The sequence below is a fragment of the Nocardia sp. bgisy134 genome (assembly GCF_965341865.1).
GTDB lineage: Bacteria > Actinomycetota > Actinomycetes > Mycobacteriales > Mycobacteriaceae > Nocardia.
In genome coordinates this window covers 26301-50510 of record NZ_CBDQZP010000006.1, presented here as the reverse complement: position 1 = coordinate 50510, position 24210 = coordinate 26301, and the positions used below count along the sequence as shown (strand labels likewise).

Here is a 24210-nt window from a genome sequence, read left to right as displayed (position 1 = left end):
GCGACCCGATTCGCCGCGGCTCACGACGATGGGGGCGGTCCCGGCCCGAAGCCGGAGGTGGGCCGGATCACCCCCGTCCGGTGCGCTCGCGACACCTTCCCCGAGCAGGCGTATCGTGCGATTCATGACCGGAATGGACCGCCCGCGGCGGTTGCGCCGTACTCCCGCTCTGCGCCGTCTCGTGGCCGAAACAACGTTGGAACCACGGCAATTGGTGCTGCCGATGTTCGTGGCCGACGGGCTGGACGAACCGCGGGAGATCGGTTCGATGCCGGGGGTCTACCAGCATTCGATGGACTCGCTGCGCAAGGCGGCGGTCGAGGCCGTCACGGCGGGCGTCGGCGGGCTCATGCTCTTCGGCGTGCCCAAGCCGGAGGACAAGGACGCCACCGGCAGCCAGGCCAGCGATCCGAAGGGCATTCTGAACCGCGGCCTGCGCGCGCTGGCCGACGAGGTCGGCGACGCGACGGTGGTCATGGCCGACACCTGCCTCGACGAGTTCACCGACCACGGCCACTGCGGCGTGCTCGCGCCGGGCGGCGCGGTGGACAACGACGCGACCCTGCACCGCTACGTCGACATGGCGATCTCGCAGGCCGAGGCGGGCGCCGACCTGCTCGGCACCAGCGGCATGATGGACGGCCAAGTCGGCGCGATCCGGCGCGGCCTCGACGCGGTCGGCCGCACCGACACCGCCATCCTGGCCTACGCCGCGAAGTACGCCTCGGCCTTCTACGGTCCGTTCCGCGAGGCCGTCGGCTCGTCGCTGGAGGGCGACCGCCGCACCTATCAGCAGGACCCGGCCAACCGCAGGGAGTCGCTGCGCGAGCTCGAGCTCGACCTGTCCGAGGGCGCCGACATCGTGATGGTCAAGCCCGCCATGTCCTACCTGGACATCCTGCGCGATGTCGCCGACCGGTCCACGGTGCCGGTGGCGGCCTACCAGATCTCCGGCGAGTACTCGATGATCACGGCGGCGGCGCAGCGCGGCTGGATCGACCGCCGCGCCGCCGTGCTGGAATCGCTGACCAGCATCCGCCGGGCGGGCGCGGACATCGTGCTCACCTACTGGGCAACCGAGGCCGCACACTGGTTGTCGTGACGAACTCCCCGAGACCGATGGGCGTGCTGCCGGTCCCGCACCGGCCGCCGATGCCCGAAGACATCCGTACGGCTCGCCAATTGTGGTGGGGGATCATCGGATTCGGTGTCGTGCAGCTGGTCGGCACGGTGCTGACCTCGTTGCAGCAGCGCGAGGACCTCGACCAGCGGATGTTCGATCAGGGCAAGGTGGGCGACCCGAATTTCGCCATGGCCACCGCCGAGCTGCTGGTGTCGCTGATGCTGGTCGTCATGGTGCTCGCCGGTCTGGCGCTGGCGGCGGGCGCTTTCGCGGTCGTACACCAGTTCGGCCGCGGCAAGCTCTGGGCGCGCACCGTACTGACGGTGCTGGCCGTGTGGCTGGTGCTCGGCGCCGTCGCGGCGCTGTTCGCTCTGGACGCGGTGACCGGCGCGGCCTCGCTGGTCGCGGGCGGCGCGGCGATCGTGCAGGGCGTGCTCGCGGGCGGCGCACTGTTCCTCAGCTTCCGTCCCGACTCGACGAAGTACTTCCAGAACAACCTCCGGTGAACGAATAACGGTGGCCGCATCGAGTTTGTCGCGGTAGCGCGGACATGTATGGTGAGGGTTGTCACAGTAATCATGGGAACCGGTAGTTATTGGTCATGCGTTGTCTTGCGTTGCGTGAGGGCGTCATCCAGTTGGCTCCGGGAGATCGGAGGCATAGATGCGAGTGGTGATCCAGCAGCCGCAGAGCATGCGACGAGACTTGCTCGTCCTGAGCCTGCTGATCCTGTTCGGCTTGGTCACCGTCGCGGTCCTGCTGCTGCCCGGTCTGGTCGGCTGATTTCACCGGCGGGACGACCCGGCGCCGGGCTGCGTCGGAGGCGCGATCTGATGGGTAGCGCGGCGTGAGCGATGGCGACGCCGTGCTGTTCGTGGAGCCGGGTGCGCGCTGGCGCGCGGTCGCTTACGGCCCGCTGCTCTGTCTTCTCGTTCTGGTACTGGAAATGGTCACGTCCAGTCCGGTGCACTGGTTCGCCCTGATCTTCTGTGGGGCGCTCATCGCGGCTTTCGTTGCGCTGCAAGTGGTCGCGGGCCGCCGTCATGTGAGCGTCGAACTCACCGAGTCCACCCTGCGTCAGGGCACCGAGACCCTGCCGCTCACCGGCGTCACCGCCGTGTTGCCCGAGCGCGACGAGCATTCCTGGAACGATGAGGAGTGGGAGTCGGCGCGGGCGCTCGGCGAATTGAGCGGTGTGCCGCGCAGGCGGAAAGGGATCGGACTGCGGTTGGGCGACGGCGGACTGGTGCAGGCGTGGGCGCGCGATCACCGCGGTCTGCGGACCGCGCTCGCCACGGCGCTGCGGCCGGAGGACGTCGAGGCGCAGGACAAGGCCGATGATGCGGAGCTGCAGCGGGCGGAGGGCGTCGAGGAAAAGCGCAGCGCCCATGACGAGGAAAAGCGCAGCGCCGATGGCATGGAGGCATCGCCGGTCGGGGGCATCGAGGAGCGGCGCACCGCCGATGGCGCGGAGGCGTTGCCGGTCGGGGGCATCGAGGAGCGGCGCACCGCCGATGGCGCGGAGGCGTTGCCGGTCGGGGGCATCGAGGAGCGGCGCACCGCCGATGGCGCGGAGGCGTTGCCGGCCGAGGGCATCGAGGAGCAGCGCAGCGAGAACGGAGCGGACCGGTGAGACGTGACATGGTGGTGGCGCTCGGCGAGGTCGTGGCGGCCGTCGTCGTGCTGGCGCTCGCGGCGCTGAGCTGGGGTCGTGGCACCGTCACCACGTCGTTCGCGGCGCTCGGCGAGATGCCCGCCTTCGACGCGACCCGCTATGTCGCGCCGTGGCTGGTTCTCGCGGCTTTCCTGGTCGTGGTGGCGGGTCTGCTCGCCATCGACGCCGTCACTCGCGCCGTCCGTTCCGCCGCCGAGAAGTAAGGCGGGGCCGGACAACTCGGCCGCTCCCGTTTTGCCGCCGTGCGGGCGGGAACCTCCCAACCATGAAGCCGACGATCCACGCCGAGAAGCTCGCCGTCGGGGTTGCGGCGGGTTGCCTGATCGGTGCGGCCGCCGCGATACCGGCCGCTGCCGCTCCCATCGAATCCACCCCGCCGCCACCTGTGCCTGTGGCGCCCGCGTTCGCCGCGACTCCGCCGCCCGGGCTGCTGGAGTTGCTGCCCACGCCACTGGACTGCCTGGTCACCACCGGGTTCGCGTTGTTCTGCGTCGGCATCACCAACCCGAGTATTTGAAACGATAACGCTTCACAAAACTTCCGATGCGCATACGATTCGTGCTGTGGCGCACCGGTATTCGCCGGTGGGCTTGTCGAATGGAAGGTGTGACTCGTGAAAGTTCTCGTCACGAGATCGGTTGCGGCCCTGGTCGCGACCGCTGCGGTCGGTCTGGCCGCTTCGCCCGCGCTGGCGGACCCGGCCGGTCTGCCGCTGGAGCCGACGGCGCCGGTCGCCGGTCTGGTGCCGGAGACCGGGTCGGCGGGAGCCATGAACGGGATCCTGTGCTCGTTGCAGACCCTGTCCGCCGCGCTGCCGTGCGTTTACACATAGGCGTACCGGCGCTCACTGGAACCGAAATCTCTGTCGCCGAATGAACTACTCGCCCGCGGACTTCGGTCCGCGGGCGAGTTCGTCATTCAGCGGGACCAGTTCTGATAGATGTCGAGCACGCGGCCGTTGCGAGTCCCCGGCGCGTTCAGATAGATGGTTACGGAACCATCGGGGTGGCTCGCGGATTCGGAGATCACCTGGCGCAGGGTGGCGCGCACGCCGCCACTCTGATCGCGGAAGAGCTCGGTGTCCTGGTGCAAGCCTGCGCCGATCCGGTCCAGCGGCACGAACATCGTGATCAGCGCGGGGCCGGGGCCGCCCGCCAGCGCGGCCGTCTCCTCGTGGCTCAACCGGACGCCGATGCGGCCCTGGTCCAGATCGGCGACCGGGTCGGCCGCCGTGGCGGTCCCAGCGCCGAATAGCGCTGCCGCGGAGGTGAATACGGCCAATGCTGCCGTGCTGACGAGGGCAAACCGCATGAGGAGCCTCCCGAGGGGTAGTCGCAGTCGACCAGCAGAGATTACGGACGCGTCGCCCGATATCGCGGCAAACGCGGCCCGGCGTGTTGCCGGGCGGACTGCGGCGCGCGTCACTCTCCTACACCCTGTCGTCGACCGGGTTCACCGGGGCTGCGACACTGGAGGCCGTGAGTTCTTCTCCGCGCGTGACCAGGGCATCGGTGCCGGTTTCCGCTCAGCTCTTCGATCGGGCGAGTGCGGTGATCCCCGGCGGGGTCAACTCGCCGGTGCGGGCGTTCAAATCGGTCGGCGGCACGCCGCGGTTCATCGACTCCGCGAAGGGTTACACGCTCACCGATGCCGACGGCAACGACTACGTCGACCTGGTGTGCTCCTGGGGTCCGATGATCCTCGGGCACGCGCACCCCGCGGTCGTCGAGGCGGTGCAGCGTGCCGCGGTCGGCGGCCTGTCCTTCGGCGCGCCCACCGCGGCGGAGATCGAGCTCGCCGAGTTGATCATCGAGCGCGTCGCGCCGGTGGAGCGGGTGCGGCTGGTGAACTCCGGCACCGAGGCCACCATGAGCGCGGTGCGGCTGGCCCGCGGTTATACGGGCCGTACCAAGATCATCAAGTTCAGCGGCTGCTACCACGGCCACGTCGACGCGCTGCTGGCCGACGCGGGCTCGGGCGTCGCGACGCTCGGCCTGCCCAACTCGCCCGGCGTCACCGGCGCGCAGGCGAGCGACACCATCGTGCTTCCGTACAACGACCTCGACGCGGTGGCCGCGGCCTTCGCGGCGCACCCCGGCCAGATCGCGTGCGTGATCACCGAGGCCGCCGCGGGCAACATGGGCGCGGTCGCGCCGGTGCCCGGTTTCAACGAAGGGCTGCGCGCGCTGACCACCGAGCACGGTGCGCTGTTGATCATGGACGAAGTGATGACCGGATTCCGCGTCAGCCGTTCCGGCTGGTTCGGTCGCGACGGTGTCGCCGGTGATCTCTACACCTTCGGCAAGGTGATGAGCGGCGGCCTGCCCGCCGCCGCGTTCGGCGGACGCGCCGAGGTGATGAAGCAGCTCGCCCCGCTCGGCCCGGTGTACCAGGCGGGCACGCTCTCGGGTAACCCCGTCGCCGTCGCCGCGGGCCTTGCCACGCTGCGTGCCGCCGACGACGCGGTCTACGCCGCACTGGATCGCAACGCCGAACGGCTCGGCGGCCTGCTCACCGAGGCGCTCGGCGCGGCGGGGGTCGAGCATCACGTGCAGTTCGCGGGCAATATGGTGAGCGTGTTCTTCTCCGACCGTCCGGTCACCGACTACGCCACCGCCAAGGCCAGCCAGACCTGGCGTTTCCCGGCCTTCTTCCACGCGCTGCTCGACGGCGGCGTGTACGCGCCGCCGAGCGCGTTCGAGGCGTGGTTCGTCTCCGCGGCGCTCGACGAGGACGCGTTCGACCGAATCGCCGCAGCCCTGCCCGCCGCCGCGCACGCGGCCGCGGCCGCCACCCCCGAAGGATCCCGCGCGTGAGTTCCGACCACGACAAGCCCGGCGTCGCCCGCCGCGAACTACCGACCGACCCCGACCCAACGACCACCACCCCGCCGAGCGCGGACTCCCCGTTCAGCGAGGCCGAGGCACTCGGCGCGATCACCGAAGCCGAGATCACCGAGGAGTCCGCCGCCCGCGCGTCGGCGTCGGCCGCTGCCGCCGCCGACCTGGATCTCGCCGACGCACCGGTGGAAGGTGACGACGCGGGTGCTGCGGATGCCGATGCTGAGAGCGTCGCGGCCGACGAGATCGCCGGTGCCGACGCCGCTGCCGAGCTTGCCGACGCCGCCGCGGATGTGAATGCTGCCGGTGCCGCAACCGATGCTGCTGCCGAGATCGCCGTCGATGCTGCTGCCGAGTCCGAGACCGCCGCGAAAGCGAACGCTGCCGACACTGAGATGGTTGCTGCTGCCGAGCTGGCCGGTGCTGCTGTCGAGTCTGATGCCGTCGATGCAGAGGTCGAGGCCGCTGCTACCGATGTGAATGCAGCCGAGAACACCGCGGACGTGAGCGCTGCCGATGCCGAGGCGGTTGCGGCCGACAAGATCGCCGACGCCGCTGCCGAATCCGGGGCCGCCGAGTCCGCTGAGTCCGAGGTTGCCGAAGTTGCTGCCGAGGCGGCCGCCGATCTGAACGCTGCCGAGGCTGTGATCGACGCCGATGTGAACACCGCCGAGGCCAACGCCGCCGACCAGTCCGCGGCCGACCTCGCCGCAGCCGACGCGACACTCTCCGACGCGGTCGCCGACGAGCCGCCCGCCGTCGGCGCCAAGGACACCGAAACCCCCGCGCGCTCCTCGCGCACCACCGCCACTCCGCGCTCCGGCGAGCCCGACCTCGCCGACGCGAGCCCGGCCGTCGAGACCATCGTGCACGTGCTGCGGCACGGCGAGGTGCACAACCCGAAGGGCATTCTCTACGGTCGGCTGCCCGGCTTCAGCCTGTCGGTCACCGGCCGGGCGCAGGCGGGTGCGGTCGCTCGGGCGCTGTCCGATCACGACATCGCCGTGGTGATCGCCTCGCCGCTGCAGCGCGCGCAGGAGACCGCCGCGCCGATCGCCGAGCAGCACGGCGTGATCGTGCGCACCGACGAGAACCTCATCGAGGCGGGCAACACCTTCGAGGGCCTGCGGGTGTCCGTCGGCGACGGCGCGCTGCGCAAGCCGCGGCACTGGTGGAAGCTGCGCGACCCGTTCACCCCGTCCTGGGGCGAGCCGTACCTGCAGATCGCGCACCGCATGCTGGCCGCGGTCAACAAGGCTCGGGTCGAGGCCGCGGGTCGCGAGGCGGTGCTCGTCTCGCACCAGCTGCCCGTCTGGACGCTGCGGCGGTTCCTCCAAGGGCAGCGGCTCTGGCACGACCCGCGCGCCAGGCAGTGCTCGCTCGCCTCGCTGACCTCGCTGGTCTACCAGGGTGACACGCTCGTCGACATCGTCTACTCCGAGCCCGCGGGCGGTTCGGATCCCACGGTGCACGGCGCATGATCCGTGCCACCGCGTCGTTCCCCGCGACAGTCAGGTCCGCGTCCGCACGGACGCCGGCCAGGCGGATCGCGCCGGTGCTCGTAGCGTGCGTGGCCCTGGTGGCCGCGCTCGCGGGCTGCTCGACCGGATCGGACGCGGTGGCCACCGGCGGCACCTTCGAATTCGTCTCGCCGGGCGGCAAGACCGAGATCTACTACGATCCGCCCGCCGCGCGCGGCACCATCGGCGCGCTCTCCGGCCCCGATCTGATGACCGAAGGCAAGACCGTCTCGGTCGCCGACTTCCCCGACAAGGTGGTCGTCGTCAACCTGTGGGGCCAGTGGTGCGGGCCGTGCCGCGCGGAGGCGCCCGCGCTGGAGAAGGTCTACGAAGCCACCAAGGACAAGGGCGTCGCCTTCCTCGGCATCAACGTCCGTGATCCCCAGCGGGACAAGGCGCAGGACTTCGTCACCGACAACAAGGTCGGCTACCCGTCCATCTACGACCCGTCCATGCGCACCCTGCTCGCCCTCGGCGGCAATTTTCCGACCAGCGTCATCCCGACCACCCTCGTGCTGGACCGGCAGCATCGCGTCGCGGCCGTCTTCCTGCGGTCGCTGATCGCGGAGGATCTGCAGCCGATCGTGACGAAACTCGCCGAGGAGGGCGAGCAGTGATGGGCCGTCCGACCTTGTGGGGCGTGCGGTGATGGTGCTCGCGAGTGTGGGGGAATCGTTCCAGCAGACGGCGGCGACCGGCCCGCTGCTGCTCGCGCTCGGCGCGTGCCTGCTGGCGGGGCTGGTGTCGTTCGCCTCGCCGTGCGTGGTTCCGCTGGTGCCCGGGTACCTGTCGTATCTGGCCGGGCTGGTCGGCGCCGAGGCCCCGCCCGCGACCGCCGAGTCGGCGAAAGGCCGTTCCTCGGTCGCGGTTTCCGCGCGCGCGGGCAAGTTGCGCGTCGCCGGTGCGGCCGGGCTGTTCGTCGCCGGTTTCACCGTGGTCTTCGTGCTCGCGACGGCCACCGTGTTCGGCGTCATCCAGACCCTCAACGTGAATCGTGAACTGCTGCAACGCATCGGCGGCGTGGTCACGATCCTGATGGGTCTGGTGTTCGTCGGTCTGGTGCCCGCCTTGCAGCGCGACACCAGGATGGAGCCGCGCCGCCTCACCAGCCTCGTCGGCGCGCCGCTGCTCGGCGGCGTCTTCGCGCTCGGCTGGACGCCGTGCCTCGGCCCCACCCTGTCCGGCGTGATGGCGGTGGCCGCGGGCACCGAAGGCACCACAGCCGTTCGCGGCGTCGCGCTGATCGTCGCGTACTGCCTCGGGCTCGGGCTGCCGTTCGTGATCCTGGCCTTCGGTTCGGCGGGCGCACTGCGCGGCGTCGGCTGGCTGCGCCGCAATTCGCGAACCATTCAGATCGTCGGGGGCATCCTGCTCATGGCCGTCGGCGTCGCGCTGGTCACGGGGGCGTGGGATCAGTTCGTGGCGTGGGTGCGCGACGCGTTCGTCTCCGAGGTGACCCTGCCGATATGACCGTGACCGACCATCCCGTGGCCGAACCGGCCTCGCATCGTCCGCCCCGGCAGTCGCTACCCGGCCGCGCCATCGCGCTCGTCCGCAACACCTGGCGCGGGCTCACCAGCATGCGCACCGCACTGGTCCTGCTGTTCCTGCTCGCGCTCGCCGCGATTCCCGGCGCCCTGCTGCCGCAGCGGAACCTGAACGAGCAGAAGGTCGAACAGTACATCGCCGACCGCCCGACGCTCGGACCGTGGATGGACCGCTTCGAACTGTTCGACGTGTTCTCCAGCTTCTGGTTCACCGCGGTCTACGTGCTGCTGTTCGTCTCGCTGGTCGGCTGCATCCTGCCGCGCACCTTCGATCACTACAAGGCGCTGCGCACCCCGCCGGTGCGCGCCCCGCGCAACCTGTCCCGTTTGCCGCACCACTACTCGGGCGAGTCGGCGAGCACCCCCGAGCAGTTGATCGAGCACGCGCGCGGGCAGCTGCGCGGCTGGCGCACCGAGGTGCGGCCGGGCAACCGCCCCGGCGAGCTCACCCTCTCCGGGGAGAAGGGCTACACCCGCGAATTCGGCAATCTGGTCTTCCATCTGGCGCTGGTCTGCCTGCTGGTGGCCATCGCGGTGGGCAAGCTGTTCGGCTACGAGGGCACCGTCATCGTGATCGCCAACAACGGCCCCGGCTTCTGCACCACCTCGCCCGCGGTGTTCGACTCCTTCCGGGCGGGCAACGTCAACGACGGCACCGGCATGACGCCGGTCTGCGTGCGGGTCAAGGACTTCCAGGCCGACTACCTACGCACCGGACAGGCCGAGATGTTCACCTCGGACGTCGACTACCAGGCCGGACCGGATCTGGCCACCGACACATGGCGCTCCGCCACATTGCAGGTCAACCATCCGCTGCGGGTCGAGGGCGATCGCCTCTACCTCCAAGGCCACGGGTACGCGCCGACGTTCACCGTGACCTTCCCGAACGGCCAGACCAGGACCGAGACCATCCAGTGGCGGCCCGACGACGCGCGGACCTTCCTGTCCAGCGGCGTGCTGCGCATCGACCCGCCCGGCGGCATGTACGCCACCGACGAGGAGCGCCGCAAGAACCAGATCGCCATCGAGGGTCTGTTCGCGCCGACCGCGCTGTTCCATGGCAACCTGCTCACCTCGGCCTTCCCGAGCATGGACGACCCCGCCGTCGCGGTGGACATCTACCGCGGCGACACCGGTCTCGACACCGGGCGATCGCAGGATCTGTTCTCGCTGGACCAGGAGATGGTGCGGCAGGGCAGGCTCACCAAGGAGGCCAGGGTCAACCTGCGCCCCGGCGAATCGACCACGCTGCCCAACGGCGCGAAGGTGACCTTCGACGGCGCGCAGGAATTCGTGAACCTGCAGGTCTCGCACGACCCGGCCCAGCAGTGGGTGCTGGTGAGCGCGCTGGCCATGATGGCAGGCCTGCTGGTCTCGCTGCTGGTGAAACGGCGGCGGATCTGGGTGCGGGTCTACCCGGCTGACGACCCTGCCGGTACCGTTGACCAACGACGCATCGTAGTAGAAATGGGCGGGCTCGCCAGAACCGATCAGGCGGGTTGGGGCGGCGAATTCGACCGGCTCCGCGGGCGCCTGCTGGAGGCTGCGGGCGACGACGTGAAGACCGACGCCACACGCACGGGAGAGTGAACATGCCGATCGACGAGACCCTCGCCGGGTACAGCAACCTCGCCTTCAAATCGGCGTTCGTCATCTACGTGCTCGCGCTCGGTCTGCTGATCGCGCAGTACGCGTCGGTGCAGACCCGCAAGGCCGAGGCGCGCGAACTCGTCACCGTCGGTGGCGGCGCGGGGCCGGGCGTGCCGGGGAAGGTGGCGCCGCCACCGCGCCGTTCGCGTGCCGAACAGTTCGGCAACATGGCGTTCTCCGTGCTGATCGTCGGCATCGTCCTGCACGTCGCCTCGATCGTGCTGCGCGGCTTCGCGACCCACCGCTTCCCGCTCGGCAACATGTACGAGTTCGTCACCATGGCCTGCGCGGCGGCGCTGGTCGTCGGTCTCGGATTCCTGTACGAGCAGAAGTTCCGCGCCATCTGGGTGTTCCTGATCGCGCCCGTGCTCGTCCTGATGTTCCTCGCCGGGCAGGTGTTGTACGCGGAGGCCGCGCCCGTGGTGCCCGCGCTGAAATCGTTCTGGCTGCCCATCCACGTCACCGTGGTGAGCATCGGCAGCGGCATCTTCCTGCTGTCCGGCGTCGCGAGCCTGCTGTTCCTGTACCGCCTGCGTCAGCCCGAGGGCCAGGAGTCCGACAGCCCGCTCGGCAAGATCGCCCGCCGCCTGCCCGACGCCCGCGCCCTCGACCGCCTCGCCTACAAGACCACCATCATCGGCTTCCCCCTCTTCGGCGCAGGCGTCATCCTCGGCGCCATCTGGGCCGAGGCCGCCTGGGGCCGCTTCTGGGGTTGGGACCCCAAGGAGACCTGCTCCTTCATCGCCTGGGTCCTCTACGCCGCCTACCTGCACGCCCGCGCCACCTCCGGCTGGCGCGACACCAAGGCCGCCTGGATCAACATCGCAGGTTTCGTCGCCATGCTCTTCAACCTGTTCATCATCAACATCGTGATCTCGGGGTTGCACAGCTACGCGGGGCTGAACTAACTGGCTTCGACCTGCGCGTTAGCGCTTGTCTTCGAATCTCCCGGTGCGGTTGAATCCGGCTCGGTACGCAGTGGATTCGCGATGTTCCCGGAGGACGCCGCCCACGGCGTTCCGCGTGGACTCGTCGGTGTCCGGCCAAGGTGCGCGTAGTACCGCGACGTGGTGATCGCGCTGACGTGCCGGACCCGCGCTTGCACGGTCTTGATGTCGGCGCCGTGGCTGATGAACAGGGAAGCGCAATAGTGCCCCGCGGCGACGCCGCCTCAGGCAACCTGAGCATCATCCGCGCTTGGCAAATCTATGGCTGAGCCCTGGAAGGTGCGCAACACGCCCCGCAGCCTGAACGAGCCGGGCCGGTATCTCATTATGCTTGCCAAATATTAGCTATATCGGTCTGTTCATGCGATTCTGCCGCCGCTGATGTACATCCGATTCGGAACGGAATCAGATATGCGACCTCGATTCGTCGTTATCGTGACCGGTGTGGTCGCGGCCGTCCTGGCTGTGGGTCTGTGGCCCGGCGCCGAGCCGAGCCGAGCCCAACCGCCCGGCGCGGACGTATCCGGTGCCGGGATTCATGTGACGACATCGGTGGAGAACATCAAAGTGGACCCACCGGGCGACCGGATGCCGAACTTCCTCATGACGTTCGCGCATGCCGCGCAGCTATCCGGCGACTACTCGCTGAACGTGGAGGGTGATGGAATAACGTCCGGCGAGGCCGTCGCGGGGTTCCTCGTCGGCTGCGCGCTCAGTCTGGACAACGGCTTCACCGTCGGAATCGATCCAGAACAAGGGCTGTTGGCGAGTATTTCCCCCGAATTCAGCCAGTCGAACGTTGCCGCCCGAGTACCGAATACACAGGTGACTCCGGTGTCCACACCGCCGAGTGCGACGCTGACGCCGCTGCCCACACCGCAGCGTGCCAGCACCACCTCCCGGAGTCTCGCTACTACCTCGGCGGGCGCCGCTACTACCTCGGCGGGCGCCGCTACTACCTCGGCGGGCGCCGCCACCACCTCCCCGAGCGCCGACACCACCTCCCCGAGCGCCGACACCACGTCCCCGAGCGTCGACACCACGTCCCCGAGTGCCTCGGCCCCCAGCGCGAGCCTCGGACCGACCGTCGGCGGGACCCTGGGCCTGGCAGAGGTCCTCGAAGCCACCTTGGCGCCGGGCCAGATCACCACCGTCACGACAGTGACGACCAACCTGGACAACAAGACCGTGTTCCCGTATCACTTCATTTTCAACAACGCCGCGTTGAACGTCGGCCAGTGTGCCTCACCGGTTTCGGCCGTCCCCTTCATCACCGCCACGGTGAGTACCGCGGTGGGGACGGTGCAGACCTCCGCCTACGGCAGCCAGTTCATCTTCTGATCCGACTGGGTACCTGACTCGGAATCGCCGCCCAGACGGCCGTCATCGCCGTCACCACGCTGGAACGCAAGCACTTCTCCATCGTTCGGTCCAGGACCGGCCAACTGCTGCTCATGCCGTAACCCACGATTTCTGATCGGCCGGGTCTCGACCGTCGTCGAGCCGCGGCTCGGGCTGTGGGAGACTGCGGGTATGTCGAGGCTTCGGGTCGCGGTGCTTGCGTCGGGCTATGGGTCGAATTTGCGTGCGCTGCACGGGGCCTCGCTGGAGGAGGAGGCGCGGTTCGCGATCGCGTTGGTGATCGGGAACAACAGTGGGTCCGGGGCGTTGGCGTATGCGCGGGAGGCCGGGATTCCGGCGGTGCACATGTCGGGGCGGACGCATCCGGATCCGGAGGAACTGGACGAGACGATGCGGGCGACGCTCGTCGCGCACGATACGGCTCTGGTCGTCACCGCGGGCTATATGAAGAAGCTGGGGCCGCGGGTGCGCGAGGAGTTCGGCGGGCGCATCATCAACATCCATCCCGCGCTGCTCCCGCGCCACGGCGGACTGGGCATGTACGGCAAGGCCGTCCACGAGGCCGTTCTCGCGGCGGGCGATACGGTGTCCGGTCCGACGGTCCACTTCGTGACCGAGGAGTACGACACGGGCGCGGTCATCGCGCAGAGCGAAGTGCCGGTGCTGCCCGACGACACGGTCGATTCGCTGGCCGAGCGCGTCCTGGCCGCCGAGCACCTGTTGCTTCCCGCAGTCGTCCAGATCATCGCGACCCGGGACTCCGCCGCCGCCGACCGCTGACTCGATCCGGGTGTGCCGACACCCACCGCTGTCGTCCTCGGCCACGGTCGTCTTCGACTGGTTCGACGATGTTGTTCGCTCGAACGAGTGCAGCGCGCCGGTGCCGCCCAGCGCGGGCAGCTCCGGCGCACGCGAGACGACCAGTTCGCCGGCCCCGTCCAGCGCGAGACCGGAATCATGGCGTCATCGAAACAGGCGCGCCACCTCCGCGGTCGACGGGCCTCGACTCAACTGGACGAACTCGACGAACTCGATGAACTGCTCGAGCTCGATGACGAACTGCTCGAGCTCGACGACGAGGAACTCGATGAGCCGGCCGACGATGTAGCCGACTGGAAGTAATAGGTGGTGTCCGTGTTGTGCGCGATGTCGATGCCGCTGATGCCTGTTATTCCGAGCTCCTCGCCGTGATCGATGACGAGATAAGCGGGTCCGGATCCGTTCATGGTGCCGAGCAGGGCGTGGAAATCGTCCGTCCCCGCCTCGCGCATACCCGCCTCGACAGAGCCGGAATCGCGATGCATCAGATACTGATAGACCTCTTGGGTGTCGGCCGCCATGGCGGAGTTGCGCATCAGAAAGTGCAGCGGTGGAAGGGTTTCGGGTTTTCCCGCGGCGGCGGCGTACTGGTAGAAGTACACATCGGAGTTCCGCAACCGCTCGTCCCCGTGCCGGTAGTTCTGCCACGAGTAGATGTGATTCGAGCCGGGGCGCGGGCAATTCTTGTAGTAGTACGACGATGTCGCCGAGACTCTGTGCCATCGCGTGCACACCGCGCCTACCGAGTCGGATGCGTCCTCGGTCGAATACTCCGCGTCGAAAAGCTTTTCGCGCCAAGCGATCGACGCACGGTGCGCTCGATGTTCGCTAGCCGACCGGGCGGCGGCCGTCCGCATCTTGGCGACCAGCTCTTCGCCCCGCGCCCTGCACGCCTCGTAGGTTGCCGTGGCCTTCTCCAACTTCGCCTTTTCGCGGGCGACATGGGCTGCCTCCACATCCTCCGCGACGGGTGCGTCCATCGGAGGAGCCTCCGGCACCGTGCTGCTGTCATCGCTCGGCGCTACGCTTTCGTCGCCCGCCGCGGTGCTGAGGTCGCCTGGTGCGGTGCTGATCTCGCTCGACGTAGTGCCGAGGCCGCTCGCGGTGCCGGCGTCATCTCCGGTGTCGCGTTCGCCGGTCCCGGTCCCTCCGGTCGCGGGCGGCAGTGTCGAATCGGGCGCGGGCGTCACTCCCGCGGCGGATGTTTCGTCTTCGGACATCGGCGCGGCCATTACCATCGGTCCCTTGCGATCGCGGGCGAGCGGCCGACACCCGGCACGGACGCCGTCGTCGATCATGACCGGGTTCGGCCAGTGTTCGAGCAGTGTGCGCCGACCGAGCAGGACGCGCGCCCGATTCTCCGAATTGCGGCGCGACACACGTGTTCTCGGGCCGCGCGCGTGTCACGAGGTCCGAAAAGAATCGTGTCGTCCGGATCCGCTGTGGCAGGATCGGCCGGATGAGTGGGGAGAACATCTCGGGGGCCGAGTACGCGTGGCCCGAACGATGGCGATGGGAAGAAAAGCGCGCGCGGGACTACGAGCGGCGCGGCTGGGCGGGCGTGCGGGTGGAGGACATCGAACACGACGGGGTGCGGGAATCCGGGCTGTTGCTGGCGCTCCGCGCGCCGCGCAAAATCTACGGAGTGCTGGCGGCGGCGCTCGGAGTGCTGCTGGTCGCGGTCGCCGGAGCGAACGCGGTGATCGCGGTCGTCGAACGGACCTGGCTCGGCCTGCTGGCCTTGGTGTTCGTCGGGCCGCTCGGTGTGCTGGCGCTGCTGTCGGCGTATCTGATTCTGCGCGGACGGCGAGGCGTGGTGCCGGGATTGACGCTCACGCCGACGCGAATCCTGTATCGCGACAACGCGGGCAGCGTCTTCGCGATCCCGTGGCAGCAGGTATCTGGTATCGACGCTCGCATCCGACGCCAGGGCGGAAGCCGCTATGACAACCTCATCGCCATCGAGGCGCATCCGTCCGCCGAAGTCTGGCAATCCGTCAACGCGACCGTGCGGCGGATGACGATCAACAGGGGCGATTTCGGCATCATGACCGTGTCGGACAGGCACCTGCTCATGAACCCGCTGATCGCCCACAGCCTCCTGCGGCACTACCTGGCGAATCCCGACCAGCGACCGAACGTCTGCCGCAACGCACCGCTGAGCCAACCCTGACCGCCGATGCAGGCGACCCGCGCGCAGTCATCCGGCCGGGCGCACGACCCGCGTCAGGACGCGGTCCGACCCGATTCAGCGGTCGGTGGTGCCATCACCGTCGGGATGCTGTTGCCGCGAGATGCGCCACAGGAACTCCGGGTCGTCGTCGGGCCCGAGGATCTGCTTGCGCTGGGGTGAACGGGGGATTCGATCACCAGCACGCACGGGGCCGAACGCCTTCCAGCACAACACCGCGACAGCCACTACGGCGATGAGTGCCAACAGATACGTCACGTTCGCTCACCTCCTGCTATCGAGGGTAGCCGCGTGCGACGTCAACGCACACCGCAGGAGCCGAATCGGTCCGACATGACCGGGCGCGGGCATGGATGCCCGCGCCGGTCGTGGTCGTTCAGCGGGTGGGGGTTGCTTCCGTGGTCAGCGACTTCAGCAGCTGGAGAACCTCGGACTCCCGGAAACGGCGATGCCCGCCCGGCGTGCGCAGCGAGCCGAGGCGCCCGGCATGGGCCCAGCGGGTGACGGTCTTCGGATCGACGTGGAACAGGGCAGCCACTTGGCCGGGTGTCAGCAGAGTGTCCTGGCCGCCGACGGTGATCGCAGTCATAGCAAACCTCTCCGTTCTCGACAGTTCCCTCATCAGATGGCGCCATCGTTGCACTCCGACCCCTAGGTACGCGAACCACCTACAGTTGGTAAAGGCGAAGTAATGGACAAAACGGATCGTCGTCCGGCCTCGGGAACGGGTGTGGGCCGAGGGCGGGCAACAGCTTCGCATACCCTGGTCCACGTGAGCGACTCCACCCGTCCGGACGGCGCATCGTCCCAGCCCACCGCGCATCCCGGCCGCAGGCTGGCCCTGAATCTGGCGCTGTACACGCTCGCCAGGCTGGCGCTGGTCGCGGTGATCACCGCACTGATCGTGGGGGCCGCGCGACTGGTCTCGGTGGACATCCCGCTGGTCGTGGCCGCGCTGTTCGCGCTGATCATCGCGATGCCGCTGTCGCTGGCGCTGTTCAAGAAGCTGCGCGCCAAGGTCAACGAGGACATCGCGGTGGTCGACGAGAAGCGCCGCAAGGACAAGGCGCAGCTGCGTGCGCGCCTGCGAGGTGAGGACGGGTCCGGAGCGGACAAGTGAAGTACTGCGACCACAGCGCCCCGCGCGACTGGGTCGACAACGCGGTGCGGTTGATCGACGCCGACGCCCAGCGCTCCGCCGACACGCATCTGCTCCGCTATCCGCTGCCGGTCGAGTGGAACATCCAGCTGTACCTGAAGGACGAGTCCACCCACATCACCGGCAGCCTCAAACACCGCCTCGCTCGCTCACTGTTCCTGTACGCCATCTGCAACGGCTGGGTTACCGAGGGCACCACGGTGGTGGAGGCGTCCTCGGGTTCGACCGCGGTGAGCGAGGCGTACTTCGCCAAGCTGCTCGGTCTGGATTTCGTCGCGGTGATGCCGGCGAGCACCTCGCCGCAGAAGGTCGCGCTGATCGAGGCGCAGGGCGGCCGTTGCCATTTCGTGGAGCGTCCGCCGGACATGTACACCGAGGCGGCGCGGCTGGCGGCCGAGTGCGGCGGCCACTACATGGACCAGTTCACCCACGCCGAGCGGGCCACCGACTGGCGCGGCAACAACAACATCGCCGAATCCATCTTCGAGCAGATGGTGCTCGAGACGCACCCGGTCCCGGAATGGATCGTGGCGGGCGCGGGCACCGGCGGCACCAGCGCCACCATCGGCCGCTACATCCGCTACCGCAGGCATGCCACCAAGCTCGCCGTGGTCGATCCGGAGAACTCCGCCTTCTACGGCGGCTACGAGACCGGGGACGCCGGATATCAGACCGGCATGCCGTCGCGGATCGAAGGCATCGGCCGCCCCCGGGTGGAGCCCTCGTTCATGGGGCAGGTGGTGGACCGGATGATCGAGGTCCCCGACGTCGCCTCGATCGCCGCCATGCGACACGCCAGCCACGTGCTCGGCCGCCGCGTCGGCGGGTCGACCGGCACCAATCTGTGGGGCGTGTTCCACCTGATCGCGGAGATGCTCGCCGAAAAGCGCAGCGGCAGCGTGGTCACCCTGCTCTGTGACGGCGGAGATCGATACGCCGGAACCTATTTCGACGACGAGTGGGTCGCCGCCCAGGGTATGAGCCTGGCCGAGCCGACCGCCGTCCTCGACGAATTCCACGCCACCGGCATCTGGAACGGCTGAGCGCAACTCCGGCTTTGGCATTCCTCCCGTAGCGAAACGCCGCTCCCGCACGACATTGCGCGTCAATTTTTGTTGACACGCGCCGCGCGCGTCAATCAAAATTGACGTCATGACTGAGGCAACCACCCTGGCGGCCGCCGCGGGCAGTCCCGATCCCAAGGTCGGGTTGCGCGCCGTGCTCGCACTGCGTCGGCTGCTCGAACGGCTGGAGGCGATCCAGGTGACCAATGCCCGCGCGCAGGGCTGGTCATGGCAGGCGATCGCCGACGCGCTCGAGGTCAGCAAGCAGGCGGTCCACCAGAAGTACAACCGGAAAGGCAGAAACTGATGTTCGAACGGTTCAGCAGGTCGGCGCGGACGGCCGTGGTGATCGCGCAGGAAGACGCCCGTGAGCTGGGGTCGCCGAGCATCGAGGTCGAGCACGTGCTGCTCGGTCTGCTCGCACAGGGCGAGCCCGAGCTGAAGGCGTTGCTGGCGGACGCCGGGCTCACCCACGAGGGTGTGCTGAGCGCGTTGAACGTCGAAGCGCCCAGCGAGCCGCTCGGCGCCGAGGACGCCGAGGCGCTGCGCTCGATCGGCATCGACCTGGACGCGGTGCGCGAATCGCTGGAGGCAGGCTTCGGCCAGGACGTGCTGGACCGTCCGCTCCCCGAGCCGCGGCGCGGATTCCTCGGGCGGCCGCGGTGGACCAGCGGGCACATCCCGTTCACCAGGGACGCGAAGAAAGTGCTCGAGCTCTCACTCCGGGAAGCCCTCGCGCGCAAGGACAAAAGCATCGAATCCGGGCACGTGCTGCTCGGTATCCTGCGCGCGCCGAATCAGACCACGGTCGGCTTGTTCGGTGGCTCCGGGCCGATCCACGATCTGCGGCCGAAGGTGCACGCACTGCTCGACCGTGCGGCCTGACAAGCACGGAAACTTGTTTCCCGCCAGCGGCGGCGGGCCACCGGACTTAGCATGTGCGCATGCAGCTTGTGCTTCGGTTGATCATCAACGCGTTCGCCATATGGTTGGCCGCCGAATGGGTGGGCGGTATCGACATCCTGAGCCCGAAAGAGAACGGCACCGGCGGCGAGATTCTCGTCGCCCTTGCCATCGCGGTGGTGTTCACCGTGGTCAACGCGCTGGTGAAGCCCCTCGTGAAGCTTTTGTCGCTGCCGTTGATCGTGCTGACCCTCGGCCTGTTCCTGCTGTTGATCAACGCGCTGATGCTCTGGCTCACCGCGGAGATCACCGAACTCGCCGACGCCCCCGAGTACGGCCTCGTGGTGAACGGGTTCTGGGCCGCCGTCCTCGGCGGCATCATCATCTCGCTGGTGAACTGGGTTCTCGGCGTGCTCGTTCCCGACAACGACTGACGGACCGGTCAGGCGAAACCGAGCGCCAGCGCGGTCAGCGCCGACCAGACGAGCAGTGCGAGACCGGAATCACGCAGCGCCGGAATCAGTTCGAGGCCGTTGCCGCCCGACCGCACGGGTGCGTTGGCGCGCACCGCGAGCGGGAGGGCGAGCACGCCCACCAGGGCGAAGGGGGTGCGGACCACCAGCAGCAGGGTGACGACGAACGGCGCGGCCAGCAGCGCGATGTGCAGGGTGCGGGTGCGGGGATCGCCGAGCTTGACCGCGAGCGTGGTCTTTCCGGATTCGGTGTCGGTGGGGATGTCGCGCAGGTTGTTGGCGACCAGCACCGCGCTGGAGAACGAACCGACCGCCACCGCGAGCGCCGCACCCACCCAGTCGACGCGCTCGGCCTGCACGAACTGCGTGCCGAGCACGGCGACCAACCCGAAGAACACGAAGACCGCCAGCTCGCCGAAACCGCTGTAGCCGTACGGCTTGCTGCCGCCGGTGTAGAACCAGGCGCCCGCCAGGCAGGCCACGCCGACCAGCAGCAGCCACCACGCGGTCGTCGCGACGAGGATCAGGCCGAGTACGCCGCCGATCGCCAGGCTCAGGATCGCGGCGTTCTTGACCGCCGTCGGCGAGGCGAGCTTGGACCCGACCAGCCGCAGCGGGCCGACGCGCTCGTCGTCGGTGCCCCTGATGCCGTCGGAATAGTCGTTGGCGTAGTTGACGCCGATGATCAGGGCCAGCGAGACCAGCAGCGCCAGAACGGCTTTCCACCACACCGCGGCGTCGAGCGAGGCTGCGGCGCCGGTACCGGCGATGACCGGGGCGATCGCGTTCGGCAGGGTGCGGGGCCGTGCGCCCTCGATCCATTGCGCTGCTGTAGCCATGAACGCAGCCTAATAGGCGCAGCCGGGCGAAGCCCGCCGACAGCCCGCGCTCAGGCTTCGGCCGTCGCCTTCAGCCGGGTGAGTCCCTTCTCGAAGTCCTTGCCGACCAGCCGGTCCATCGAGATCACCTTGCCGAGCAGCGCCATCAGGCCCTGCTGCGTGCCGGTCATCCGCCAGACCACCTCGGTGGCGCGCGACTCGGTGGGGGTCAGCTCGAAGTCGACGTGGTTGGTCGCTTTGAAGGGCTTGAGGAACTCGAGACGGATGCCGATCTCGCCTTCCTCGTCGGAGACGATCTCCATGCTGCCCGCGCCCGCCTTGCGGTTGCCGCTCCAGGCGTAGTGCGCGCCGACGCCGGATGCCGCGCCGGAGTAGGTGCGCTGGAGCTGCGGGTCGAGATCCTCCCAGGGCGACCACTTCGTCCACTCCCGGAAATTGTCGATGAGCGCGTGGATGTGCGCGGGCTCGGCCGAAACGACGACCCGCCGGACCACTTCGAACTCAGCCATGCGCAAAGCGTAGGCGCAAGCCCGCCGTAATCCACGGAAGAAAACGATGTCAGTCTCAACCCGCTCCCTCGCATACGATGACCACGGCATGTTTCCAGATCGGCGCGGCCCTGAGGGCCCGAATCCCACCGCTACGCCGTCGGCGGGCGCATCGGTCGCGGTGGCCCTGCTCGGCGAGGTCGCGCTGCGCCGCGACGGCGCGCTCACACCCGTACCCGGCACGCGATCCCGGCTGCTGCTCACCGCGCTGGCCTTGCGACCCGGCCGCAGCCGCACCGCAGCGGGTCTGATCGACGACGTGTGGGCCGATCAGCCGCCCCGCGCGCCGATGAACGCGCTGCACACCCAGGTGTCGCGGCTGCGCTCGACGCTGCCCGACGGAGCGCTGGAGGTCGGCCCCTCGGGCTACCGGCTCACCTTCGCGCCCGACCAGGTCGACCTGACGCTCGGTGGTGCGTTGCTTTCCCGCGCCCGCGGCGAGCTCGCGGCCGGGGACGTCGCCGCCTGCCTGGAGTCGGTGCGCGAGGCGCGAGCGCTCTGGCGCGGCGAACCCGCCGCCGATCTGCCTCCCGGTGAGATCGCGGAGGAACTCGGCCGCGTCGCGGCCTCGCTGGCCGCCGAGCTGGACGCGGTGGAGCTGACGGCGCGTGAATCCGGTGGCGACATTCGGGGCGCACTCGAAATCGCGCGGCGCCGCGCGGCAGCCGAACCACTCGACGAACCCGCTCACCTGGACCTCATGCGCCTGCTCGCGCGGGCCGACCGGGCCAACGAGGCGCTGGAATCCTTCGCGGCGTTCCGGAATCGCCTCGCCGATCAACTGGGCGCGGACCCGGGCCGGGCGCTGGTGGAGTTGAACACCGCCATCCTGCGGGGTGAGGCGGTGGGCGCCCCGGAAGCTACGACGAACGGTGGAAGCGTCCCCTCCGACGGGCGGAGGCCCGTGACGCTCAGCGTCGTCGAGAACCCCGAATGGACAACCCCTTCCGGCCAGGACGAGTCGGCGCATGTCACAGCCGTCGGCCTCCCGGCACCGGACACGAGCACGTCGCCGCTGCACACGCAGCCCCGTTCCCGCTCCGACACCCCGCGCGAGGCCATCGGCTTGCGCGCCGCGCCGAACGCGCTGCTGGGCAGGGAAGCCGACCTCGACCAGCTCGTCGGGCTGCTGCGCGCCGCGCGGGTGGTCACCGTGCTCGGGCCGGGCGGCACCGGAAAGACCAGGGTGGCCAACGAAGTCGGCGCCAGGGTGGCGCGGCAGGAATCCGTGGTGCTGGTGGAGCTCGCGTCGGTGCGCTCGACCTCCGTCGACGACGCGCGGGCCGATATCGAGTCGGCGATCAGTACGACGCTCGGGATCGGCGAGGTGGTCCGCGAGCCGGGTCTGCTGCGGCCGGGGCGAATCGACACGGGCAGGCGGCTGCGCGACGCGTTGTCGGCCCGTCCGATGCTGGTGATCCTGGACAACTGTGAGCATCTCGTCGATGCCGTCGCCGAGGTCGTCGCCGACCTGATCGGCAGCTGCGACCAGCTCACCGTGCTGACCACCAGCCGCGCCCCGCTGGCCATCACCGCGGAGAGCGTCTATCCCTTGGCGCCCTTGGCCATCGACGCCGCGGGCTCGCCCGCCACCGACCTGTTCAGCGCGCGAGCCCGCGCGGTGCGGCCGACGGTGCGCCTCGACCAAGACGCCGTCGCCAGGCTGTGCGCGATGCTCGATGGTCTGCCGCTGGCCATCGAACTCGCCGCCGCCCGCGCCCGCACCATGAGCGTCGAGGAGATCGAGTCCCGGCTCGAGCACCGATTCGCGCTGCTGCGTGGCGGCGACCGTTCGTCACCGGAACGGCACCGCACGCTGCACGCGGTGATCGCGTGGAGCTGGAACCTGCTCGATCCGCCGCAACAGGCGACATTGCGCCGAATGTGCCGTTTTCCAGCGGGTTTCACGTCGATCGCCGCCGAGGCGGTGGCGGGCGGCCCGGACATCGACGACGTGGCCGCCGCGGTGGACGGCCTGGTGAGCCAGTCGCTGCTTACCGTGCTCGAGGACGAGGACGGCACGCGGTACCGAATGCTGGAGACGGTCCGTGAATTCGGCGAGGAACAGCTGACCAGCGTCGGCGAGGCCGAGCTCGTCATGCGGCGGATGTCGCGGTGGGCGGCCGAATACTCGGCCGATGCCGCCCTGCGCTACCGCACCGACGACCAGGTGACGACGGTGCTCTCGGTCGCCGCCGAACAGGACAATCTGGCGGGGGTGCTGCGCTACGCGCTGGACCGTGACGACGCCGCGACGGTGTATCGCGTGTTCCCGGTCCTCGCGATGCTGTGGATGATGCGCGGCGCGCACATGGAGCTGACGTCGTGGGCGCCGCGAGTGCTGCGCTGCGCGCCGGAGCCGGAACCCGCGCGCGGCGTCCTCGCGGATCTGCGGATGCTGGCCGGACTGACGATCGGAATACACCTGGTCTTCCTGAGCGCCGATCCGCGCCCGCTGGCCACCGTGCGGGCGCGCACCCGGGTGCTGCTGCGCACCGCTGTCGGCATGAACCCCGGGCTGCGCCTCCTCGGCGGACTGCTGATGGTGGACGCGTCCGGAAAAGGCGTGGCGCGCATGCTCGCCGACGGCGCGCGTTCCCCCGACCCGGACGTGCGGGTGGCCGCGCTCATCGCCCGCGCGAACATCAGGGAGAACGCGGGCGACGTGCACGGCTCGGCCCGTGACGGACTCGGCGCCCTGCGGGTGCTCGAGTCCTACGACCTGTGGGGCGTCGCCATGGTCTGTCAGCATCTCGGCCAGCTCGGCGGCCAGACCGCCCGCTACGCCGAGTCGGTGGACTACTACCGCAGGGCCGCCGCGGTGCTGCGCACCTTGCGGGCCCACGACGAGGCCGTGGAGATCCGCAGCTACCTCGCGGTCGCGTTGATCGGCGTCGGTCAGGTGGAGCGGGCGCGCGAGGAATTGGACTTCGCGCTCGGCGCGTCCGACGACCCGGCCTATGTCGCCCCGATCGACGATCCGAACGTCCGGCGCAACCATCGGCTGGCCACCGTGTCGGGCGGCGTCGCGGAACTCGCACTGGCCGAGGGCGACACGGACACCGGATTGCGGTACTACCGCAGGTCGCTGGAGCTGCTGGGCTGGCCGGACGAGGATCTGACGCCGGGGCCGGGCGGGCTCATGCTGGCCAGCGCGATGGTCGGCGCGCACGTGCTGTGCGGACGTGCCGAGGCGGCAACGGAACTCGCCGCCGAACTCACCGAGGGAGCGGCGGGCAGGCTGGCCCAGTTCTACGACCTGCCGCAGATCGGCGCGGTGGCATGCGCGGTCGGCTCGCATCGGCTCGCGATCGAGCCGGACGCCCCGGCCGGTCTGGAGCTGCTCGCGCTGTCGGCGAAGGTCGTCGCCCGGCAGGACTATCCCTCGATGATGGTGCGGCGGCACAGGGACTTCCACCGATCACGAGTCGGTGCCGAGCGGATGGACGCGGCCCTGCGGGCGGCCACCGGGCTGCGCCGCAGGACCGGAGCGGCACGGATCATCGCGCTGCTGCGCGAGTTGAGCGGAATGCTGGACGCTTAGCGACAG

At 69.3% G+C, this 24210-nt stretch carries 27 protein-coding genes; 21 read left to right on the top strand and 6 right to left on the bottom strand.

All coding sequences use genetic code 11. From position 1 onward, the window contains the following. Window positions 1–124: 124 nt before the first annotated feature. From hemB to ACRWNM_RS12735, 6 genes are all read left to right on the top strand, one after another. On the top strand, window positions 125–1102 hold the full coding sequence (gene hemB / locus ACRWNM_RS12760; RefSeq protein ID WP_431966907.1) for a porphobilinogen synthase: 978 nt from the start codon (window positions 125–127) through the stop codon (window positions 1100–1102). Continuing rightward, window positions 1099–1629, top strand: a complete 531-nt coding sequence (locus ACRWNM_RS12755) for a hypothetical protein (protein ID WP_431966905.1) — start codon at window positions 1099–1101, stop codon at window positions 1627–1629. The genes hemB and ACRWNM_RS12755 overlap by 4 nt, the downstream gene beginning before the upstream one ends. Before the next feature lie 341 nt (window positions 1630–1970). Then, complete coding sequence (locus tag ACRWNM_RS12750) at window positions 1971–2756, top strand: hypothetical protein (RefSeq protein WP_431966903.1); 786 nt, start codon at window positions 1971–1973, stop codon at window positions 2754–2756. Continuing rightward, complete coding sequence (locus ACRWNM_RS12745) at window positions 2753–3001, top strand: hypothetical protein (protein WP_431966901.1); 249 nt, start codon at window positions 2753–2755, stop codon at window positions 2999–3001. Before ACRWNM_RS12750 ends, ACRWNM_RS12745 begins: the two co-directional genes overlap by 4 nt. A 62-nt stretch (window positions 3002–3063) precedes the next feature. Next, a complete protein-coding gene (locus ACRWNM_RS12740) occupies window positions 3064–3315 on the top strand; it encodes a hypothetical protein (protein ID WP_431966899.1) in 252 nt (83 codons plus the stop codon). 96 nt (window positions 3316–3411) lie between these two features. Then, a complete protein-coding gene (locus ACRWNM_RS12735) occupies window positions 3412–3630 on the top strand; it encodes a hypothetical protein (protein WP_431966897.1) in 219 nt (72 codons plus the stop codon). 86 nt (window positions 3631–3716) lie between these two features. Here ACRWNM_RS12735 and ACRWNM_RS12730 read toward each other — a convergent pair whose 3' ends face one another. Further along, entirely contained in the window at window positions 3717–4109 is a 393-nt protein-coding gene (locus ACRWNM_RS12730; protein ID WP_431966895.1) for a hypothetical protein, read from the bottom strand. Between the two features lie 167 nt (window positions 4110–4276). On the opposite strand from ACRWNM_RS12730, the gene hemL reads away from it, so the two are divergent. The 8 genes from hemL (at window position 4277) to purN (ending at window position 13444) form a co-directional block, all read left to right on the top strand. Further along, complete coding sequence (hemL, locus tag ACRWNM_RS12725) at window positions 4277–5614, top strand: glutamate-1-semialdehyde 2,1-aminomutase (RefSeq protein WP_431966893.1); 1338 nt, start codon at window positions 4277–4279, stop codon at window positions 5612–5614. An 887-nt stretch (window positions 5615–6501) separates the two neighbouring features. Next, entirely contained in the window at window positions 6502–7119 is a 618-nt protein-coding gene (locus ACRWNM_RS12720; RefSeq protein ID WP_431967414.1) for a histidine phosphatase family protein, read from the top strand. Then, window positions 7116–7775: a TlpA disulfide reductase family protein gene (locus tag ACRWNM_RS12715; RefSeq protein WP_431966891.1), complete on the top strand. Its 660-nt coding sequence runs from the start codon at window positions 7116–7118 to the stop codon at window positions 7773–7775. The genes ACRWNM_RS12720 and ACRWNM_RS12715 overlap by 4 nt, the downstream gene beginning before the upstream one ends. 31 nt (window positions 7776–7806) lie before the next feature. Beyond that, complete coding sequence (locus ACRWNM_RS12710; protein ID WP_431966889.1) at window positions 7807–8628, top strand: cytochrome c biogenesis CcdA family protein; 822 nt, start codon at window positions 7807–7809, stop codon at window positions 8626–8628. Beyond that, window positions 8625–10295 carry a cytochrome c biogenesis protein ResB gene (gene resB, locus ACRWNM_RS12705; protein ID WP_431966886.1) on the top strand — a complete coding sequence of 557 codons (1671 nt, stop codon included), beginning with the start codon at window positions 8625–8627 and terminating at the stop codon, window positions 10293–10295. The genes ACRWNM_RS12710 and resB overlap by 4 nt, the downstream gene beginning before the upstream one ends. Window positions 10296–10297: 2 nt before the next feature. Next, entirely contained in the window at window positions 10298–11263 is a 966-nt protein-coding gene (ccsB, locus tag ACRWNM_RS12700; protein ID WP_431966884.1) for a c-type cytochrome biogenesis protein CcsB, read from the top strand. Window positions 11264–11746: 483 nt separating this feature from the next. Then, on the top strand, window positions 11747–12643 hold the full coding sequence (locus ACRWNM_RS12695; RefSeq protein ID WP_431966882.1) for an MspA family porin: 897 nt from the start codon (window positions 11747–11749) through the stop codon (window positions 12641–12643). 192 nt (window positions 12644–12835) lie between these two features. After that, the gene (purN, locus tag ACRWNM_RS12690; RefSeq protein WP_431966880.1) at window positions 12836–13444 is read left to right on the top strand and encodes a phosphoribosylglycinamide formyltransferase; all 609 of its coding nucleotides are present in this window, start codon (window positions 12836–12838) and stop codon (window positions 13442–13444) included. 227 nt (window positions 13445–13671) lie between these two features. On the opposite strand, the gene ACRWNM_RS12685 is transcribed toward purN, so the two are convergent. Further along, on the bottom strand, window positions 13672–14703 hold the full coding sequence (locus ACRWNM_RS12685) for a hypothetical protein (RefSeq protein ID WP_431966878.1): 1032 nt from the start codon (window positions 14701–14703) through the stop codon (window positions 13672–13674). Window positions 14704–14942: 239 nt separating this feature from the next. Here ACRWNM_RS12685 and ACRWNM_RS12680 point away from each other — a divergent pair, with 239 nt between their 5' ends. Next, entirely contained in the window at window positions 14943–15656 is a 714-nt protein-coding gene (locus ACRWNM_RS12680; protein WP_431966876.1) for a hypothetical protein, read from the top strand. 75 nt (window positions 15657–15731) lie between these two features. Here the strand turns inward: ACRWNM_RS12680 and ACRWNM_RS12675 are convergent, their stop codons facing one another. Next, window positions 15732–15932 (bottom strand): hypothetical protein, encoded by a 201-nt coding sequence (locus ACRWNM_RS12675; RefSeq protein ID WP_431966874.1) that lies wholly within the window; start codon window positions 15930–15932, stop codon window positions 15732–15734. A 118-nt stretch (window positions 15933–16050) separates the two neighbouring features. Continuing rightward, a complete protein-coding gene (locus ACRWNM_RS12670; RefSeq protein ID WP_067792165.1) occupies window positions 16051–16263 on the bottom strand; it encodes a BldC family transcriptional regulator in 213 nt (70 codons plus the stop codon). 183 nt (window positions 16264–16446) lie between these two features. Here ACRWNM_RS12670 and ACRWNM_RS12665 point away from each other — a divergent pair, with 183 nt between their 5' ends. From ACRWNM_RS12665 to ACRWNM_RS12645, 5 genes are all read left to right on the top strand, one after another. Further along, window positions 16447–16794, top strand: a complete 348-nt coding sequence (locus ACRWNM_RS12665; RefSeq protein WP_431966871.1) for a DUF4229 domain-containing protein — start codon at window positions 16447–16449, stop codon at window positions 16792–16794. After that, window positions 16791–17876, top strand: a complete 1086-nt coding sequence (locus tag ACRWNM_RS12660) for a PLP-dependent cysteine synthase family protein (protein WP_431966869.1) — start codon at window positions 16791–16793, stop codon at window positions 17874–17876. Before ACRWNM_RS12665 ends, ACRWNM_RS12660 begins: the two co-directional genes overlap by 4 nt. A 109-nt stretch (window positions 17877–17985) precedes the next feature. Continuing rightward, the gene (locus tag ACRWNM_RS12655) at window positions 17986–18204 is read left to right on the top strand and encodes a helix-turn-helix domain-containing protein (protein WP_431966867.1); all 219 of its coding nucleotides are present in this window, start codon (window positions 17986–17988) and stop codon (window positions 18202–18204) included. Next, window positions 18204–18782, top strand: a complete 579-nt coding sequence (locus ACRWNM_RS12650; protein WP_431966865.1) for a Clp protease N-terminal domain-containing protein — start codon at window positions 18204–18206, stop codon at window positions 18780–18782. Before ACRWNM_RS12655 ends, ACRWNM_RS12650 begins: the two co-directional genes overlap by 1 nt. 59 nt (window positions 18783–18841) lie before the next feature. Next, window positions 18842–19234 carry a phage holin family protein gene (locus ACRWNM_RS12645; RefSeq protein WP_431966863.1) on the top strand — a complete coding sequence of 131 codons (393 nt, stop codon included), beginning with the start codon at window positions 18842–18844 and terminating at the stop codon, window positions 19232–19234. A gap of 8 nt (window positions 19235–19242) precedes the next feature. On the opposite strand, the gene ACRWNM_RS12640 is transcribed toward ACRWNM_RS12645, so the two are convergent. Together ACRWNM_RS12640 and ACRWNM_RS12635 are read right to left on the bottom strand one after the other, a co-directional pair. After that, the gene (locus ACRWNM_RS12640; RefSeq protein WP_431966861.1) at window positions 19243–20112 is read right to left on the bottom strand and encodes a 1,4-dihydroxy-2-naphthoate polyprenyltransferase; all 870 of its coding nucleotides are present in this window, start codon (window positions 20110–20112) and stop codon (window positions 19243–19245) included. Between the two features lie 50 nt (window positions 20113–20162). Next, complete coding sequence (locus ACRWNM_RS12635) at window positions 20163–20621, bottom strand: SRPBCC family protein (RefSeq protein WP_431966859.1); 459 nt, start codon at window positions 20619–20621, stop codon at window positions 20163–20165. Between the two features lie 88 nt (window positions 20622–20709). On the opposite strand from ACRWNM_RS12635, the gene ACRWNM_RS12630 reads away from it, so the two are divergent. After that, the gene (locus tag ACRWNM_RS12630) at window positions 20710–24204 is read left to right on the top strand and encodes an AfsR/SARP family transcriptional regulator (protein WP_431966857.1); all 3495 of its coding nucleotides are present in this window, start codon (window positions 20710–20712) and stop codon (window positions 24202–24204) included. Window positions 24205–24210 lie beyond the last annotated feature (6 nt).